The sequence below is a fragment of the Trueperaceae bacterium genome (assembly GCA_036381595.1).
Taxonomy (GTDB): domain Bacteria; phylum Deinococcota; class Deinococci; order Deinococcales; family Trueperaceae; genus DASVCN01.
This window is the reverse complement of sequence record DASVCN010000027.1, coordinates 38,029-53,885: the sequence shown is the minus strand read 5'-3', so window position 1 is coordinate 53,885 and position 15,857 is coordinate 38,029. Positions and strand designations below refer to the sequence as shown.

General features: G+C 65.2%; 15 protein-coding genes and 1 tRNA gene. 13 read left to right on the top strand and 3 right to left on the bottom strand.

The window, feature by feature from the left end; genetic code table 11:
- Nucleotides 1-13 precede the first annotated feature (13 nt).
- Nucleotides 14-89 (top strand) — tRNA-Ala (locus tag VF168_09535).
- 147 nt (nt 90-236) lie between these two features.
- Here the strand turns inward: VF168_09535 and VF168_09530 are convergent.
- Both VF168_09530 and VF168_09525 read right to left on the bottom strand, forming a co-directional pair.
- Nucleotides 237-689 carry a pyridoxamine 5'-phosphate oxidase family protein gene (locus VF168_09530; GenBank protein ID HEX7004413.1) on the bottom strand — a complete coding sequence of 151 codons (453 nt, stop codon included), beginning with the start codon at nt 687-689 and terminating at the stop codon, nt 237-239.
- A gap of 287 nt (nt 690-976) precedes the next feature.
- On the bottom strand, nt 977-2,473 hold the full coding sequence (locus VF168_09525; protein ID HEX7004412.1) for a PAS domain S-box protein: 1,497 nt from the start codon (nt 2,471-2,473) through the stop codon (nt 977-979).
- A gap of 183 nt (nt 2,474-2,656) precedes the next feature.
- On the opposite strand from VF168_09525, the gene VF168_09520 reads away from it, so the two are divergent.
- From VF168_09520 to VF168_09475, 10 genes are all read left to right on the top strand, one after another.
- Complete coding sequence (locus tag VF168_09520; protein HEX7004411.1) at nt 2,657-3,106, top strand: hypothetical protein; 450 nt, start codon at nt 2,657-2,659, stop codon at nt 3,104-3,106.
- Between the two features lie 2 nt (nt 3,107-3,108).
- Nucleotides 3,109-4,869, top strand: coding sequence for an ATP-binding protein (locus VF168_09515; protein HEX7004410.1), 1,761 nt, complete (start codon nt 3,109-3,111; stop codon nt 4,867-4,869).
- A 55-nt stretch (nt 4,870-4,924) separates the two neighbouring features.
- Nucleotides 4,925-5,365 (top strand): universal stress protein, encoded by a 441-nt coding sequence (locus tag VF168_09510; GenBank protein HEX7004409.1) that lies wholly within the window; start codon nt 4,925-4,927, stop codon nt 5,363-5,365.
- Between the two features lie 320 nt (nt 5,366-5,685).
- Nucleotides 5,686-6,339 (top strand): cytochrome c3 family protein, encoded by a 654-nt coding sequence (locus VF168_09505; GenBank protein HEX7004408.1) that lies wholly within the window; start codon nt 5,686-5,688, stop codon nt 6,337-6,339.
- The gene (locus VF168_09500) at nt 6,318-9,323 is read left to right on the top strand and encodes a TAT-variant-translocated molybdopterin oxidoreductase (protein HEX7004407.1); all 3,006 of its coding nucleotides are present in this window, start codon (nt 6,318-6,320) and stop codon (nt 9,321-9,323) included. Before VF168_09505 ends, VF168_09500 begins: the two co-directional genes overlap by 22 nt.
- Nucleotides 9,323-10,759 (top strand): NrfD/PsrC family molybdoenzyme membrane anchor subunit, encoded by a 1,437-nt coding sequence (gene nrfD / locus VF168_09495; protein HEX7004406.1) that lies wholly within the window; start codon nt 9,323-9,325, stop codon nt 10,757-10,759. Before VF168_09500 ends, nrfD begins: the two co-directional genes overlap by 1 nt.
- Nucleotides 10,756-11,319 carry a DUF3341 domain-containing protein gene (locus VF168_09490; protein HEX7004405.1) on the top strand — a complete coding sequence of 188 codons (564 nt, stop codon included), beginning with the start codon at nt 10,756-10,758 and terminating at the stop codon, nt 11,317-11,319. The genes nrfD and VF168_09490 overlap by 4 nt, the downstream gene beginning before the upstream one ends.
- A 1-nt stretch (nt 11,320) precedes the next feature.
- A complete protein-coding gene (locus tag VF168_09485; protein HEX7004404.1) occupies nt 11,321-11,917 on the top strand; it encodes a cytochrome c in 597 nt (198 codons plus the stop codon).
- The gene (locus VF168_09480; GenBank protein HEX7004403.1) at nt 11,917-13,149 is read left to right on the top strand and encodes a hypothetical protein; all 1,233 of its coding nucleotides are present in this window, start codon (nt 11,917-11,919) and stop codon (nt 13,147-13,149) included. The genes VF168_09485 and VF168_09480 overlap by 1 nt, the downstream gene beginning before the upstream one ends.
- Nucleotides 13,142-13,891: a cytochrome c gene (locus tag VF168_09475; protein ID HEX7004402.1), complete on the top strand. Its 750-nt coding sequence runs from the start codon at nt 13,142-13,144 to the stop codon at nt 13,889-13,891. Before VF168_09480 ends, VF168_09475 begins: the two co-directional genes overlap by 8 nt.
- Before the next feature lie 71 nt (nt 13,892-13,962).
- Here VF168_09475 and VF168_09470 read toward each other — a convergent pair whose 3' ends face one another.
- On the bottom strand, nt 13,963-14,175 hold the full coding sequence (locus tag VF168_09470; protein HEX7004401.1) for a hypothetical protein: 213 nt from the start codon (nt 14,173-14,175) through the stop codon (nt 13,963-13,965).
- Between the two features lie 124 nt (nt 14,176-14,299).
- On the opposite strand from VF168_09470, the gene VF168_09465 reads away from it, so the two are divergent.
- Both VF168_09465 and VF168_09460 read left to right on the top strand, forming a co-directional pair.
- Complete coding sequence (locus VF168_09465) at nt 14,300-15,274, top strand: D-glycerate dehydrogenase (protein HEX7004400.1); 975 nt, start codon at nt 14,300-14,302, stop codon at nt 15,272-15,274.
- 117 nt (nt 15,275-15,391) lie between these two features.
- On the top strand, nt 15,392-15,853 hold the full coding sequence (locus VF168_09460) for a hypothetical protein (protein HEX7004399.1): 462 nt from the start codon (nt 15,392-15,394) through the stop codon (nt 15,851-15,853).
- Nucleotides 15,854-15,857 lie beyond the last annotated feature (4 nt).

Sequence of the window (15,857 nt, the reverse complement as noted above, 5' to 3'; positions counted from 1 at the left end):
GCGCGCCACGCTCGGGGCCTTAGCTCAGCTGGGAGAGCATTCGCTTTGCAAGCGAAGGGTCGTCGGTTCGAATCCGTCAGGCTCCACCAAGAAGTCAGCAAGAAGTCAGCCGTAGTATGCGGCGAAAGCAGGGCCCGCTCGATAGCGGGCCTCTTCACTTTTCGGCGCTCTCAGGGATACCGGGCCGATTACCGGTCTTGGCCAAGATCGCGTCGTCTCGTGAAGGTCGAGCGAAGCTACTCCAGCTGCACCGGAAGTCGAGCGTCATGGTCGTCGAGGACGAACTGCTCCGTAGCAGTGGCGCGGTAAAGCCGGAACTCGCCCGGGGGAACGAGCTCCGCGCGCGACCAGGCGCGCAGGCCCTGCGCCTCTGATCGTCGGTTGAACGCTTCAAGCGCGGCGTCGCCGGGTTCGAGCTGTTCGGCGACCGCGGTCATGTAGACGGCAGACCAGCTGCCCGGCCGGTGCGAGTCGTAGATGGCGATCGCGACCTGCGGTCGTTCGGTGAGGTTGCGGGAGTGCCTCGTGGCTGGTCGAGAGACCCAGACGTACTCGCGGTACGAGAGCGGGGCGTACCACACGGGGGACGCCCAGGGGGTCCCGCTCGCGTCGGCAGTAGCGAGGGCCATGAATCGGTTCGCGTCGACGATCGACCGCGCGATCGCTGCCAGATCCTGTTCCTTCGTCACCTCTGCTCCTTCCGTCGTGACCGGTTCAACCACAGCGTCATCGTTTGCCATGCGGGCCCAGATGGGCAAGAGCGTCCGTCTTCACGACGGACCGCGCGATCGGGCCACACCGCCCACGGCTGGACGAAGGTCGTTGTCGTCGTTATAGCAGCTCGATGCTGTACGACGAACTCCGGCAGAAGCAGTCAGAGCCAGTGAGTGGTCCACGCTTGGCGCGAATACCTGGGGCAGCGGCGGGACGCCGGCCGCGCACCGACACCTCGCACATCTACCTGCCCACCCCTTGCCTAGACGCTGCCCATTCCCCGCTCACGTGCCCAGATCATCGCCTCGGCCCGGGAGTTCACCCCCAGCTTCTGATAGAGGCTGGTGAGGTAGTTCCTGACAGTGTTGATGGAGAGGTCGAGATCGTTGCAGATCTCCCTCGTGGCCATGCCGACCGCCAACCGCTCGAGCACCTGCCGTTCCCGGCGGGTCAGGTGCACGGTCACCTCCTCGATTCTGGTGTCTCCCCCACGTCGTATCTCGGCGAGGCGGTCGAGGAAGGATCGAGTGAACCAGGTGGTATCGCTCATCACCGCCTGGATGGCGTGCAGCAGGTGCTCCTCGGTCTGCTTCCGCTCGGTGATGTCGCTGAACATCTTGAGCGCCACCGTCGTACCGGCAAGATTGAGGGTCTCGGCGTAGCCAAGGGCGATCCGAGCTCCGTCCCCTCGCCGGAGTCGGAGTTCCAGCGCCCGGTAACGACCGTGCTTGCGTAGAGTCTGTTGCGCTTTGTTGAGGTCTCGCTCGCTGGCGAAGAAGCCGAGCTCGTCGAGAGTGCGGCCGATCATCGATTCCTTGTCCCTGCCGAACTCCTCGAGGTAGGTGTTATTGACGTCGACCACCCGGTCTTCGCCGAGGGTGGTCATCACCGCCGGCACCGGCGCGAGGCGGAACGCCTTGGTGAATCTGATCTCCGCCTCCCGCTGCTCGGTCACGTCGACGAAGGTGAACACCGCGCCCTCGCCGCTCCTCAGCGAAATCGGCTTGGCCGCGAAGAGAACATAGGCTCTCTCGCCCCCCTTGCGCCTGACCGTGGCCGCCGTCTTGGGCACCGAATGATGATTGGCGAGTGAAGCCAGGACGTGCTCGACCAGCTCCCGGTCCTCGAACAACCCGGCCGCGAGGATGTCCCTGCCCTGGAGTTCACCCACCCGGTAGCCGGTTATCTCGGGCATGCCGCCGTTGCAAGCCTGGATCGTGTTGCTCGTCAGGTCGAGGATCATGGTGGGCGCCGGGTTCGCGTCGAAGATGGTCTGGAACTGCAGCTCCGCCAACTCCTGCTCGCTTCGAGCCGCGTCTCGTTCCTCTCGCGCTTCGCGGATGGCGGTGACGTCGTGCAACAGCAGCAGTCGCACCCGCGGCTCCTCCTCGAGGGCCCGGGACGCGCATATCAGTTGCCTCTCCTCGTTCTTCTCCGGGTTCCTGTAGCGGTAGGCCCGTTTGTCGAACGTCTCGCCCCTTATGACGCGCTCGATGGGCCGCTCCTTGTCGCTCAGGGGCTCGCCGCGGTCGTCCGAGACCTGCCAGGCTCCCAGTTGCTCGTGGAGTTCGTGCCGAGTCCTCGTCTCCTTGTCGATGTTCAGGAGCCTCAGTGCGGCATTGTTGATGAGAAGGAGCTCGCCCTCGCCGTTGAAGGCGATGACGCCCTCCTCGAGGCCCTCGATCACCTTCTCGAGTTCACTCATAGCGGGCGAGCCATCGCCGCTCATCTGCCTCTGTCGGGCGAACTCCTTCTCCATATAGCAGTTGTTTCATCTGCGGACGCCGTGGACTGTAGCCCCGGATAGTCGAATCCCGCTAGTTCGAATAGTCCACTTGCGCCTACTCCTTCGCCCGCCGTTGCACGTATGCTGTCGGAGGTCGGCCCGCGGCTCCAGGTCCACGAACCTCAGCGAAGCGGGAACACACCCGGAAGGAGTGCCTTGCCCTCGATCGCCCCCTCCCTGTTGATAGTCGAGAGTAACCAGGAAGACAGCGGATCGGTGGTACGGGCCCTGATGCAGTCGGGACACGACGATACCCACGTGTTGGCTCGCACTGCCAGCGAGGCGCTCGACTACCTCCTGGCCAGAGGGGATCACCGCGGCCGCGACGTCCGGTTGCAGCCGAAAGCGGTCCTGGTCAACCTTCCTGAGGCTTCGGCTTCACTCGAACTGCTGCGCACGCTCCGGGAACAGCCCGCCACCCGGCTCGTACCTGCCGTCATCCTGGCGTCGTCGTTCAGCGAGCGGGAGTTGGCGGCCGCGTACGCTGCCGGAGCCAACTCGTGTTTGCAGCGGCCTTCGGGAACCAAGGAGTTGGCCGAAGCCGTGCGGCGTGCAGGCAACTACTGGTCGCAGTTGAACGTTCCGGTACCCGTGGGGGCACGCTGACCTTGAACGACGATTCCGCTTCTCCACGCGACGAGGCGGACGGCGACCCGCAGGCCTTCGTGAGCAAGGAGGCTCAGCTCCACCTGGCCACCGAGGCGGCCGGCATCGGCGTGTGGAGCCGCGACCTGGCAACTGGAGAGATGCACTGGTCGGAGACCATGTATCGCCTTCTCGGCTTACCCCCGGGAAGCCCCTCCACCCCGGACTCTTTCCTCGCGCGTGTCCACCCCGAGGACCGGAAGCCGCTAAGCGACGCTTTGCAGTCGAACGGGGAGCAGAGCAGCTCCTCCAACGCCTCGATGGAGTACCGGGTGATCCACCCCGACGGCCGGATCGTGTGGCTCTCCGGGCGTGGCCGGGTCGTGAGCGATGCAGCGGGGCGCCGGGTGGCGCACGGAGTAGCGGTCGACATCACCAGTGAGAAGGAAGCGGAGGAGCGTGAGCGGCAGCTGCGGCTACGTGCCGAGGATGTAGGCGAGCGCCTCCAGTTCCTGGCCGAAGCCAGTCGGATACTCTCCTCCTCGCTCGACTACCAGGAGACGCTGGTTCGGGTCGCGCGCCTGGCGGTGCCGCGCCTCGCCGACTGGTGCGCCGTCGACCTGCTCGATGATGCCGGCAAGCTCGAGCGACTCGCCGTCGAGCACCAGGAGAGCGAGAAGGTGCGCCTCGCCCACACGATCCAGCAGCGGTACCCACCCGACCCGGACGGAGAAACGGGGGCCTACCAGGTGGCGCGCAGCGGCAAGCCCGAACTGTACCGGGAGATCCCGGATGAGCTGCTCGAAGCGGGAGCGAGGGACGAGGAGCATCTGAGGCTGCTCCGTGAGATCGGCTTCAGCTCGGCACTGGTTGTGCCACTCACCAGTCGCGGCCAGACCCTGGGCGTCCTGAGCCTGGTCCAGGCCGAATCGGGGAGGCATTACGACGAGAACGACCTGAGCCTGGCCATGCAACTGGCGGAAAGAGCCGCGCTGGCGGTCGACAACGCTCGGCTCTACCTGGAGTCGCTGCGCTCCAACGACGAGCTGGAGAAGCGTGTGGCCGAGCGTACCGCGGAACTCCTGGCCCTCAACAGAGAGTTGGAGGCGTTCACGTACAGCGCAAGCCACGATCTGAGGGGCCCGTTGCGAGGCATAGACGGGTTCGCTCAGGCGCTGTTCGAGGACTACGGAGGAGCGCTCGACGAGAGGGCCCTCGGCTACGTGCAGCGGATCCAGGCCGGGGCGGCTCGCCTGGGGACCATCATCGACGCCCTGCTCGCCCTCTCACGACTCAACCGCTCCGACTTCCGCCGTGTGCCACTCGACCTGACGCTCAAGGCGCGCGACACGCTGGTGCGGTTACGCGAAGTGGAACCGGACCGACGCGTCGAGGCAAGAGTGCAGGAGGGCCTGAGGGCGCGGGGCGATTCCGCGATGGTGCGCCTGCTGCTCGACAACCTCATCGGCAACGCCTGGAAGTTCACCTCCGACCAGGCGACCGCCCGCATCGAGGTCGGATCGCTGGAGCAGGATGGCGAAAGGGTCTTCTACGTGAGCGACAACGGCATCGGCTTCGACATGAACTACGCCGACAAGCTGTTCGAACCCTTCCAACGGCTGCATGCGATCGATACCTACCCGGGCACTGGGGTGGGCCTGGCGACGGTCGCCCGTATCGTCGACCGCCACGGCGGACGGATCTCGGCCGAGGGCAAGCCCGGAGAGGGGGCGACCTTCTACTTCACTCTGGGCGGCGCGGACGGGGCCGGCAAGTTGGCGTGATCTGCCTGCCCGCAGACTGTCCCAGGTTGTAGCCTCGGAGGTGGAGGTCCGCCAGATGTACAAGCGAATCCTCATGCCGATCGATGGGAGCGAGTGCAGCCGACAGGCGGTGGAGCACGGCCTCGAGCTTGCCCGGCGAACGGAAGCGCGAGTCACCTTCCTTTACGTAGTCGAGGACCCGCTCTACTACGCTCGCCATGCCGTTGCCGAGTACGGCGAACTGTACGAGGAACTGCGCAGGGGTGGTCAGGAGGTACTGGACGCGGCGCGCCGTCAGGCCGAGGCCTACGGTGTCGTCAGCGAGACGGTACTCGTCGAGAAGCCCCTCGCCCATCCTGTGGACGCGATACTGGAGGCCGAGGAACAGCACGACCTGACGGTCCTCGGCACCCACGGCAGACGCGGTTTCAGCCGGATAATGCTGGGTTCGGTCGCCGAAGGCGTCTTGCGCCGCTCGAGCCGGCCGCAGTTGGTGATCCACTGCCGCGGCGACTAGCTCCTCGGGTGCTCATGCCCGGGTCGCATCACCGTTCCGGGGCAGCCGGAGATGGCGCCTGACTGTGGGGTCAAGAGTGGTCCCAGGGGGAGCGAAACGGGACAATTGCCCCGCTTGCGGCTTTTTTACGCTGTGATACATTAGTTGAGTTCTGACGGCAGCGGATACTGTCGCTGTGCGCAAAAAGGCGGTCCCTCTACCCAGGCATCGAGGAGGTCATTCTGTTCGCTCTATCTGAATCTTCACGCCGTGGCGGCGGTTCGACTCGGGACCGCCGGGAATCGCGAAGCGGAACGAGCCGCGATCAGCGGTCCGGATAGATGCCGCAGCTCTTCCCACCCAACGCGAACTCCTTCATCCGCTGGACTACGATAGCCGGCGGAGTCTTCGCCGTCCTGCTGATCACGTTCATGACGGTGTTCGCTCGTACCACCAACAACAGAGTCGGCGTTCCGGTGCCGCAACCGGTGGATTTCTCCCATGCGCTGCACACCAGCAGCCTGGGACTCGACTGCCGTTACTGCCACTCGACCGTCGAAACCAGTAACTTCGCGTCCATCCCCAGCACCGAGACGTGCATGACCTGCCACTCACAGATCAGGGTGGGAGCGCCTGCCCTCGCCGCCGTCCAGGCCAGCTGGGACAGCGGCCTGCCGATCGAGTGGAACAGGGTGCACGATCTGCCCGACTTCGTCTTCTTCGATCACAGCATCCATATCGACAAGGGCGTGGGGTGCAGCACCTGTCACGGTCAGGTCGACGAGATGGCAGCGATGTGGAAGAACGAACCGATGACGATGGGTTGGTGCCTCGAGTGCCACAAGTCGCCGGAACGGTTCCTGCGACCGCGAAGCGAGGTGCTCAACATGGCTTACGAACGTCCCGACAACCAGCTGGATCTAGGGCAGGCGCTGGTCGAGGCCTACCACATAGACACCGAGAAACTCCCTCAGTGCTCGACCTGTCACCGATGAGCGATCCCATCGACATCACCACCATCCGTGAACGACTGAAGAGCCAGAAAGGCAAGGCCTACTGGCGGAGCCTCGACGAGCTCGCCGACACCGAGGAGTTCCGGTCGTTCCTGCACAAGGAGTTCCCCAGGCAAGCGGCGCCCATCGAGGGTTCTCTGCATCGGCGCGACTTCCTCAAGCTGCTGGGAGCGTCCCTGGCGCTGGCCGGCCTGACAGCGTGCGCGCGACCGGTTACCCCCAGCGAGAAGATCATGCCGTACGTTCAGCAGCCCGAGGAGATAATCCCGGGCCGCCCGCTCTACTACGCCACCGCGATCTCCCACGGCGGCTACGGGGAGGGCCTGCTGGTCGAGAGCCATCAGGGTCGGCCCACCAAGGTCGAGGGCAACCCGGATCATCCCGCCAGCCTCGGGGCCACCGGGCCCACCGCTCAGGCGAGCGTCCTCACCCTGTACGACCCCGAGCGTTCGCAGAGCGTGATGCACGAAGGCGACGAGAGCAGTTGGGAAGAGTTCGTCGCCGCGTTGGAGGATGCGCTCGCACAGAGCGGCAACGGCGCCGGAGTGAGGCTCCTGACCGAGTCGGTCACCTCCCCCACTCTGAGCGCGCAGATCTCGCGGCTGGTCGAGCTGTACCCGGAGGCCCGCTGGTACCAGTTCGACGCCTCCCGCAGCGACGAACTGTTCGAGGGAACCCGGATCGCCTTCGGCCAGCCGCTCATGCCGGTGTTCGACTTCAGCGCAACAGACGTGGTCGTCTCCTTCGAAGCCAACTTCGCGGACGACTTCCCGGGGCGACTCGCATACGCCCGGGCCTTCGCCAACAGGCGTCGAGTGCACGAGGCCAACGACGACCCGGGGCGCTTCTACGCATTCGAGAGCACCCCGACGCCGACCGGGTCGCTCGCCGACCACCGGCTTCCCCTCTCACCCGGTGAGATCGGCGACCTGCTCTGCGTCATCGCCCAACGGCTCGGCGTCCCCGCCCCGCGGCGGGAGCTACCCGCGCGGGTTCCCGAACCGTTGTTAGAGGCGCTCCTCGACGACCTGAACGAGGCGAACGGCCGCAGCCTCCTCGTTGCCGGCCAGTTCCTGCCGGCCCAGCTGCAGGCTCTGGTCCATGCGATCAACGACGCCCTCGGGAATACCGGATCGACGGTCCGCTACCTGGAGCCGGCCGATACGGAGCCCACCTCCGGAGTCGGTTCCCTGATCGAGCTGACCGAAGCGATGGAGGGGGGCGACGTCTCCACCCTCCTGATCATCGGCAGCAACCCCGTCTACACCGCTCCAGGGTCGGTGGACTTCGCAGCCGCGTTGGAGCGGGTGCCCTTCTCGGCCCACCTCGGGCTCTACTACGACGAGACTGCTGAGCTTTGCTCCTGGCACGTGCCCCAGGCCCACTACCTGGAGACCTGGAGCGACATCCGAGCCTTCGACGGCACCGTGACGATAATGCAGCCGCTTATCTCGACCTTCTACGGCGGCCGCTCGGAGCACGAACTGCTCGCCACCGCCCTGGGCGAACCCGATGCCCGCAGCTACGACATCGTGCGCGAGTACTGGGGCAGCCGGGTCGAGGGCTCCTTCGACGAGTTCTGGCGTCAGGCGGTCTACCGTGGGGCGTTGCCGAACAGTGGCTCGGCCGAGGCCCAAGCGTCGCTCCAGTCGTTCGAGGTGGACCTGCCTGAGGCGGGAACCGGTCTCACCGTCGCCTTCCGGCCCGATCCGAGCATCGGCGACGGGCGCTGGTCGAACAACGGATGGCTCCAGGAGCTGCCCAAGCCGTTCACCAAGCTCACCTGGGACAACGCCGCCATGTTCGCTCCCGCAACCGCCGAGGAGCTGGGCCTGACCACCGGCGACCTCGTCACCCTCACCGTCGAGGGCCGCTCGGTCGAGGCGCCCGTCTGGATTCTCCCCGGTCAGGCACCCGGGACCGTCACCGTGCACTTGGGCTACGGGCGCCGCCGCGCGGGCCAGATCGGTAGCGAGATCGGCTTCGACGCCAACGAACTGCGACCGGCGAGTGGCGCATGGCAGGCACCTGTCGAGGTGAGCCGGGCGGCAGGGCGCTACCCGCTGGTCTCGACCCAGCCGCACCACAACCTCGAAGGCACCGGCGAGGAGCGGCACATCATCCGGGCCGGCACGCTCGCCCAGTTGCGCGAGCAACCGGAACATCCCCACTTCGTGCATCCGGTCGAGCACCCCGAGTCGGACCTCTACCCCGACTTCGTCTACGACTCCTACGCCTGGGGCATGGTCATCGACATGAACGTCTGCACCGGCTGCAACGCCTGCGTGGTCGCCTGTCAGGCCGAGAACAACATCCCGATCGTGGGCAAGGACCAGGTGGCGGTGGGCCGCGAGATGCACTGGTTGCGCATCGACAACTATCACGCCGGGCCCATAGACGACCCCGAGTACTTCCACCAGCCGATGCTGTGCCAGCACTGCGAGAAGGCGCCTTGCGAACCGGTGTGCCCGGTGGGCGCCACCGTACACGACGAGATGGGCCTCAACGTGATGGTCTACAACCGCTGTGTCGGGACCCGCTACTGCTCGAACAACTGCCCCTACAAGGTGCGGCGCTTCAACTTCCTGCAGTACGCCGAACTGCCCGGCGATGCCAGCGAGCGCTCCCTCCAGTACAACCCCGACGTAACCGTGCGCAGTCGCGGCGTGATGGAGAAGTGCACCTTCTGCGTGCAGCGCATCGCCAAGGCGCGGATCGACGCCGAGACCGAGGACCGCCGCATCGCCGACGGCGAGGTCGTCACCGCCTGTCAGGCGGCCTGCCCCACCGAGGCGATCGTCTTCGGTGACCTCAACAACCAGGGCAGCACCGTCAACGAGCTCAAGCGCTCACCGCTCAACTACAAGCTGCTCGAGGAACTGAACACCCAGCCCCGCAACACCTACCTGGCGCGCGTCAAGAATCCCCATCCGAGCCTGGTCGCCGAGGAAGTAGGAGCCGGCTGATGGCAGTTCGGAACAGAGAACGAACCGTACTCGAGACCAACAGGGTGATAGGCCGCAACCAGACGTACGGCCACGTCGATGACGTCGTCGATGCGCCGGTACTCACCCACCCGCGGGCGACTCCGGCCTGGTGGTATATCGGCTTCGCGATCGCCCTTGCACTGCTGGGCATGTACCTGGCCACGGTCGTCTACCTGATAACGACCGGCATCGGCATCTTCGGCAACAACATCCCCGTCGCCTGGGGATTCCCGATCGTCAACTTCGTCTGGTGGATCGGCATCGGCCACGCCGGTACCCTCATCTCGGCAGCGCTGCTGCTCTTCCGCCAGCCATGGCGCACCTCGATCAACCGCTTCGCCGAGGCGATGACCATCTTCGCAGTGGTGTGCGCAGGCCTCTACCCGATCCTCCACCTGGGCAGGCCGTGGGTCTTCTACTGGCTCCTCCCCTACCCGAACACCATGGGCCTGTGGCCGCAGTTCCGTTCGCCGCTCGACTGGGACCTCTTCGCCATCTCGACCTACGCCAGCGTGTCGATCCTGTTCTGGTACATAGGCCTGATCCCCGACCTGGCCACTCTGCGAGACCGGGCCAAGAACAAGGGGCTAAAGCTCTTCTACGCGCTCCTGTCGCTGGGCTGGAACAACTCGACGAAGGCGTGGCAGCGGTACATGCGCGCCTATCTGCTGCTGGCGGCCGTCTCCTTCCCCCTGGTGCTCTCGGTCCACTCGACGATCGCCATGGACTTCGCCTTCTCGCAGGTGCCGGGGTGGAACAACACCATCATGCCTCCCTACTTCGTCGCCGGAGCGGTCTTCGCCGGCTTCGCCATGGTGCTGATCCTGGCCATCCCGCTGCGGAAGGCGTTCGGGCTCGAGAAGCTGATCACCATGCGGCACCTCGACAACTCGGCCAAGCTGATGCTGGCGACCGGCCTGATCGTCGTTTACGGCTACATGATCGAGCTCTTCATCGCCTGGTACTCGGGTGTCGAGTTCGAGCGCTTCATGGCGCTCAACCGGGTCTTCGGCGAGGACCACGGGATCTACTTCTGGGCGCTGATCTTCTGCAACTTCATCGCCATCCAACCACTCTGGTCGCTCCGGGTGAGGCAGAGCCCGCTGGCACTCTTCATCATCTCGCTGATCGTTTCGGTGGGGATGTGGCTCGAGCGTTTCGTCATCATCTCGGTGACCCTCACGAAGGAGTTCCTGCTGTCTTCGTGGGGTGACTACGATGCAACGGTGTTCGACTGGAGCCTCTACATAGGTTCGCTCGGCCTCTTCGCTACCCTCTTCTTCCTGTTCATCAGACTGCTCCCGTCGATCGCCACGACCGAGATGAAGGAGCTCGTCCACCACGACGAGCACCACGGCAGCGACTACTTCGAGACGATCCGGGCTCGTGAGCGGGGGCTGGAGGTGGAAGGATGAGCGACGTGACCACTACTACCGGCGCCCAAACTCGCGACCTCTACGGTCTGGTCGCCGAATTCGACAGCGCCGAGGAGATCCTCGCCGCGGCCGACGCCACTCGGGCCGCGGGCTATACCCGAACCGACGCCTACACTCCGTTCGCCGTCGAGGGACTCGACGAGCGGCTGGGGATGAAGTCGACCAGGATCGGTTGGATAATGCTCCTGGCAGGGACGATCGGCGGTTTCCTGGGCTTCTACATGCAGTGGTTCGCCAACGTCGTCCACTACCCGCTGAACATCGGCGGACGCCCGTTCAACTCGTGGCCGAACTTCATCGTAATCACCTTCGAGTGCACGGTGCTCGTCTCGGCCTTCACGGTGGGTCTGGTGATGCTGGCCCGCAACGGTTTGCCACGGCCCTACCACCCGATCTTCAACACTCCCAACTTCGAGAATGCCACCCGTGACAAATTCTTCCTGTGCATCGAGGCGAGCGATCCGAACTTCGACCTCATCGAGACTCGTCGCTTCCTCGAACGACTCTCCCCCACTCGACTCTCGGAAGTGGAGCGCTGATATGGATAGGCGCTTCCCCGAATTACGCTCCACTCACATCTTCTTGCTGGCGCTCCTCGTGCTCCTGACCGGTTGCGGCCGGAACATGGTCGAGCAGCCCAACTTCAAGTACTACGAGGCCAACCCCTACTTCGAGACGGGGACAACCGCCCAGGTGCCACCGGCCAATACCATCTCTCGCGAGCGCGGAGCCATCGATCCCGCGTTCTTCACCGGTCAGGGCGAGAACGGCCTCCTCGCCGAACTGCCAATCGAACTCACGCCCGAACTCTTGCGCCGGGGCCAGGAACGCTTCAACATCTACTGCTCACCCTGCCACAACTACAACGGTAACGGCAGGGGCGTCGTGGTGCAGCGTGGCTTCCCCCAGCCCAGGTCGTTCCACGATCCCGGCGTGCGCAGCCAGCCTGTCGGGTACTACTTCAACGCGATGACCAACGGATTCGGACGCATGTTCCCTTACGCCAGTCGCATCCCGCCCGAGGACAGGTGGGCCATCGCCGGCTACATCCGGGCCCTGCAGCTGAGCCGCTACGCGACCGCCGAGGATGTTCCCGAGGGCGTCGAACTGAGCTCGGCTGACGAGGAGGTGAACTGATGGCCGATCGCAGTTCGTCGAGCACCGACTTCGGACGCCTTCAGACCCTCTCGCTGATCGTGGGCGTCGTGGCGGTCGCGGCAGCCCTCCTGCTCGCCCTGTTGGGAGCCAACCGCTTCTTCGAGTCGTACCTCCTCTCCTACATCTTCTGGCTGGGCATGTCCCTCGGCTGCCTGGTGATGCTCTTCGTCCAGCATCTTGCCGGCGGTTCCTGGGGGGCGCTCATTCGCCGGCCGCTCGAAGCGGGCGTAGCCGTCATCCCGATCCTCGCCATCCTCTTCATCCCGCTGCTCTTCGGCCTAGACTCCCTCTACCCCTGGACGCAGGCCGACTACCTTCAGACGCATCCGACCGTTGCGGCCAAGGTCAGCTACCTCAACGTGCCGTTCTTCATAGTCCGGGCGGTCGTCTACTTCGCCATCTGGATCGGATCCGCGCTCTTCTTCCTCAGGCTCTCGAATCGTCAGGACCGCGAACCGGCCGAAGCGGGCTCCATCGGCTTCCGGCTCAAGGCCGTGAGCGCCGCCTGGATCGTGATCTACGTCCTAACCATGACCTTCGCCGGCATCGACTGGGGAATGTCACTCACCCCTACCTGGTTCAGCGGCATCTACTCGGTGATCCTGATGATCGGACAGGCGATCTCGGCCGTTGCCTTCATCGTCATCGTGATGGTGTTCCTGGCGGGGCTGTTCCCGGCGGTCAACGAACTGCTCACGGCGAAGCGACTGCAGGATCTGGGGAACTTCATCATGGCCTTCATCATGTTCTGGGCCTACGTGAGCTTCTCGCAGCTCATCATCATCTGGTCGAACAACACTGTCGAGACGAGCAGCTGGTACGTGACGAGGCTCAACACCGGATGGGTGGCGCTCAGCTCCTTCCTGCTGGTTTTCGGCTTCTTCGCTCCGTTCGCCATCCTCTTCTCGCGCTGGGTGAAGCGGAAGCGCGTGGCCCTGACGGTCGTTTCACTGTTCGTGATCTTCATCCGGATGGTGGACACCTACTGGATCCTCGTACCCTCGTTCGAACGGACCGGCCCGCAACTGCTGCTCATGGACATCCTGCTCACGATCGGACTAGGTGGCATCTGGCTGGCCGCCTACTTCCGCTCGCTCGGTTCGAGGCCGGTACTCCCCCTCCACGATCCGAGGCTCGCGCCCGATCCGCACGACGCGGTTGTCGCACCCGGGGTGCACCGGCCTGCCCACGGTGGAGCCGACCATGCCTGAACCGACTCGCCAGTACATCTTCACCGAGGGGCAGATAAAGGGGATGTTCGCGGCCGTCACCATCCTGATGATCGTGGTGCTGGGCGGTCTCCTGCTCCTCATATCCGCCAGACCCCAGGGCGCCTTCACCACGGCCGACACACGGCAGTTCGAAGCCACCGTCGGTGCCGCTTCCGAGGAGCTCAGCGGCTATCGGATGCTCGAGGACGGCACCGTGCAGATCGACATAGATCGCGCGATCGAACTCGTGGCCGACAGAGGGGTGACCGGCCTCTTCAGCCAAGCCGAGGCGGCCGGTCAGGCGCCGGTGGCCGACGCGCCGGAGGGCCAGGAGGCTGGCCAAGCCGGTCTGCCCGACGGAGCGCAGATCTACGGCTCCTGCTCGGGTTGCCACCAAGCCAACGGTCAGGGTATCCCTGGGGCGTTCCCGCCGCTGGCCGGTCACGCAGCCGACCTCTACGCCACCGATCCGGAGTACCTCGCTCAGGTCGTGCTCTTCGGACTTCAGGGTCCCATCACCGTGGACGGCGCTCAGTACAACGGGGTGATGCCGACATGGGGAGGGCAGCTCTCCGACGCCCAGATCGCGGCCGTGCTGAACTACGTGCTCTCGAGCTGGACCAACGCCGACAGGGTCGAGGCGGTGGAACCGTACAGCGCCGAGGAGATCGCGGCGCAGCGTGAACTGGACCTGAGCATGCAGGAGGTGCACGCTCGCAGGATGGAACTCGACCTGCCCTGAATCGGACCGGAACAGCTGCGCTGTTCTCGGGACGGGCACCTGCGGGTGCCCGTCCCTCTTCATCGCGCCGGCTAGAGGCGGGCGACCTCCTCCCTGAAGCGGTCGAGCAGTTCGCGCCCGCGGCTCGGCTCGCTCTCGGCCTCGAGCATCGCGCGATAATCGCTAACCAGCTCATCGGCCTGCTCAACTGCCACCGTTCCGTCGCTTCCCGTGAACCTGCCGGCACGTAATCTGGTGCGCAGGTCTTCGACTTCGGCTTCGAACTCCTCGAGCACACTCTCCACTCTCGACCCCCTCCACAGGTTTCCCGGCTCGAGATTAACCGGCCGCCCAACCGGCGGAATCCTCCCTGAATCCCATTGCCGGCCTGCCGGTCGGATCGCTCGTCGGACGATAGACTCGGGAACCATGGCCCAGTCCCCGCTCGTCTTCATCAGCCGCCGACTCCCCACCAGCTGCCTGGAACTGCTAGAGCGGGCCGGATGTCGGCTCCGCGTTCACGATTCGGAGGTAGCGCCGAGCAGACACGAGCTGCTCGAGGGGGTCGCCGGATGCGATGCGGTGATCACTCTCGTGAGCGACAGGGTGGACGAGGAGTTCCTCGATAAGGCCGGCGAGCGTCTGCGGGTCGTGGCGAACTACGCGGTGGGTTACGACAACGTCGACGTCGGGGCCTGCTCCAGGCGGGGAGTGCTGGTGACCAACACGCCCGACGTCCTGACCGAGGCGACGGCCGATCAGGCGTTCATGCTGATCCTCGCGGTCGCCCGCCGGGCTCTCGAGGGGCACCGGCTGGTCGCGAGCGGCCTCTGGCAGGGCTGGCACCCCCTGCAGCTCCTGGGGCAGGACGTGAGCGGAGCGACCCTGGGGATCGTGGGGATGGGCCGCATCGGCGCCGCAGTAGCCCGCCGCGCCGGAGCGTTCGGGATGAAGGTGCTCTACCACAACAGATCCCGGCGGCCGGAGGCAGAGAGGCAACTGGACGCTTCCTTCCGGCCGGAGCTGCCTGCCCTACTCGAGGAGAGCGACATCGTGAGCCTCCACGCGCCGCTGACGACCGAGACGAGACACCTCATAGACGCCGCTGCTCTCGCTCTGATGCGCCGCCACGCGATCCTGGTGAACACCTCCCGGGGCCCGCTCGTGGATGAGGTCGCCCTTCTGGAGGCTTTGCGCGAAGGGCAGATCTGGGGCGCCGGCTTGGACGTTTTCGAGGACGAACCGCGGGTGACCCCGGGCTTGGCCGAACTGGACAACGTGCTGCTGGCGCCCCACCTGGGCTCGGCCACCGAGCGCACCAGGCGGGAGATGGCTGGGCTCTGCGCCCGAGCCGTGATCGCCGTGCTCGCAGGAGAGCTCCCACCCAATGTCGTCGATGAGTAAGAATTTTACGTCGTGGACGAGAGCAAGGGTTTAGCATCATGCGTCTTCTAACGAAAGGAGGAAGAAGCGCTCATCGTCGCACCACAACTCGTCCTGCGGGGGCCGAAGGAACGGAAAATGAGAAAACTACTCGCAGTCATCGTTCTTACACTCATTCCCAGCTTGGCATCCGCCCAGGAGGGGTACGCCGGCGTCCAGTTCGGAGCCGGCTTCCTCAGCGGCCTGGTCGCCGCGCCCGTCTCTGCGCAGGTCGGCTTCGAGGTCGCCCCGATGATCGACGTCCGCGCCGACCTGGGCTTCTACCTCACCGGAACCGGCATCCAGTTCGGTGCCAACGGATTGGGCAAGTTCGATCTGGCCAGCGCCACACCGGTCACCGCCTACGGCGGCGGCGGTCCGCGCGTGCTCCTCGATTCGAACGGTGGCGGAGCCGTGTTCGGCCTGGGTGGCCTCGGCGGCGCCGAGTACATGCTCACTGACCAGGTAGGCGTCTTCGGTGAAGGTGGTTTCGATGTCTTCTTCGCTGGCCTGGCCGTCTCCATCTTCAAGCTGGGGGCCGGAGCCAACTTCCACTTCTAGGACC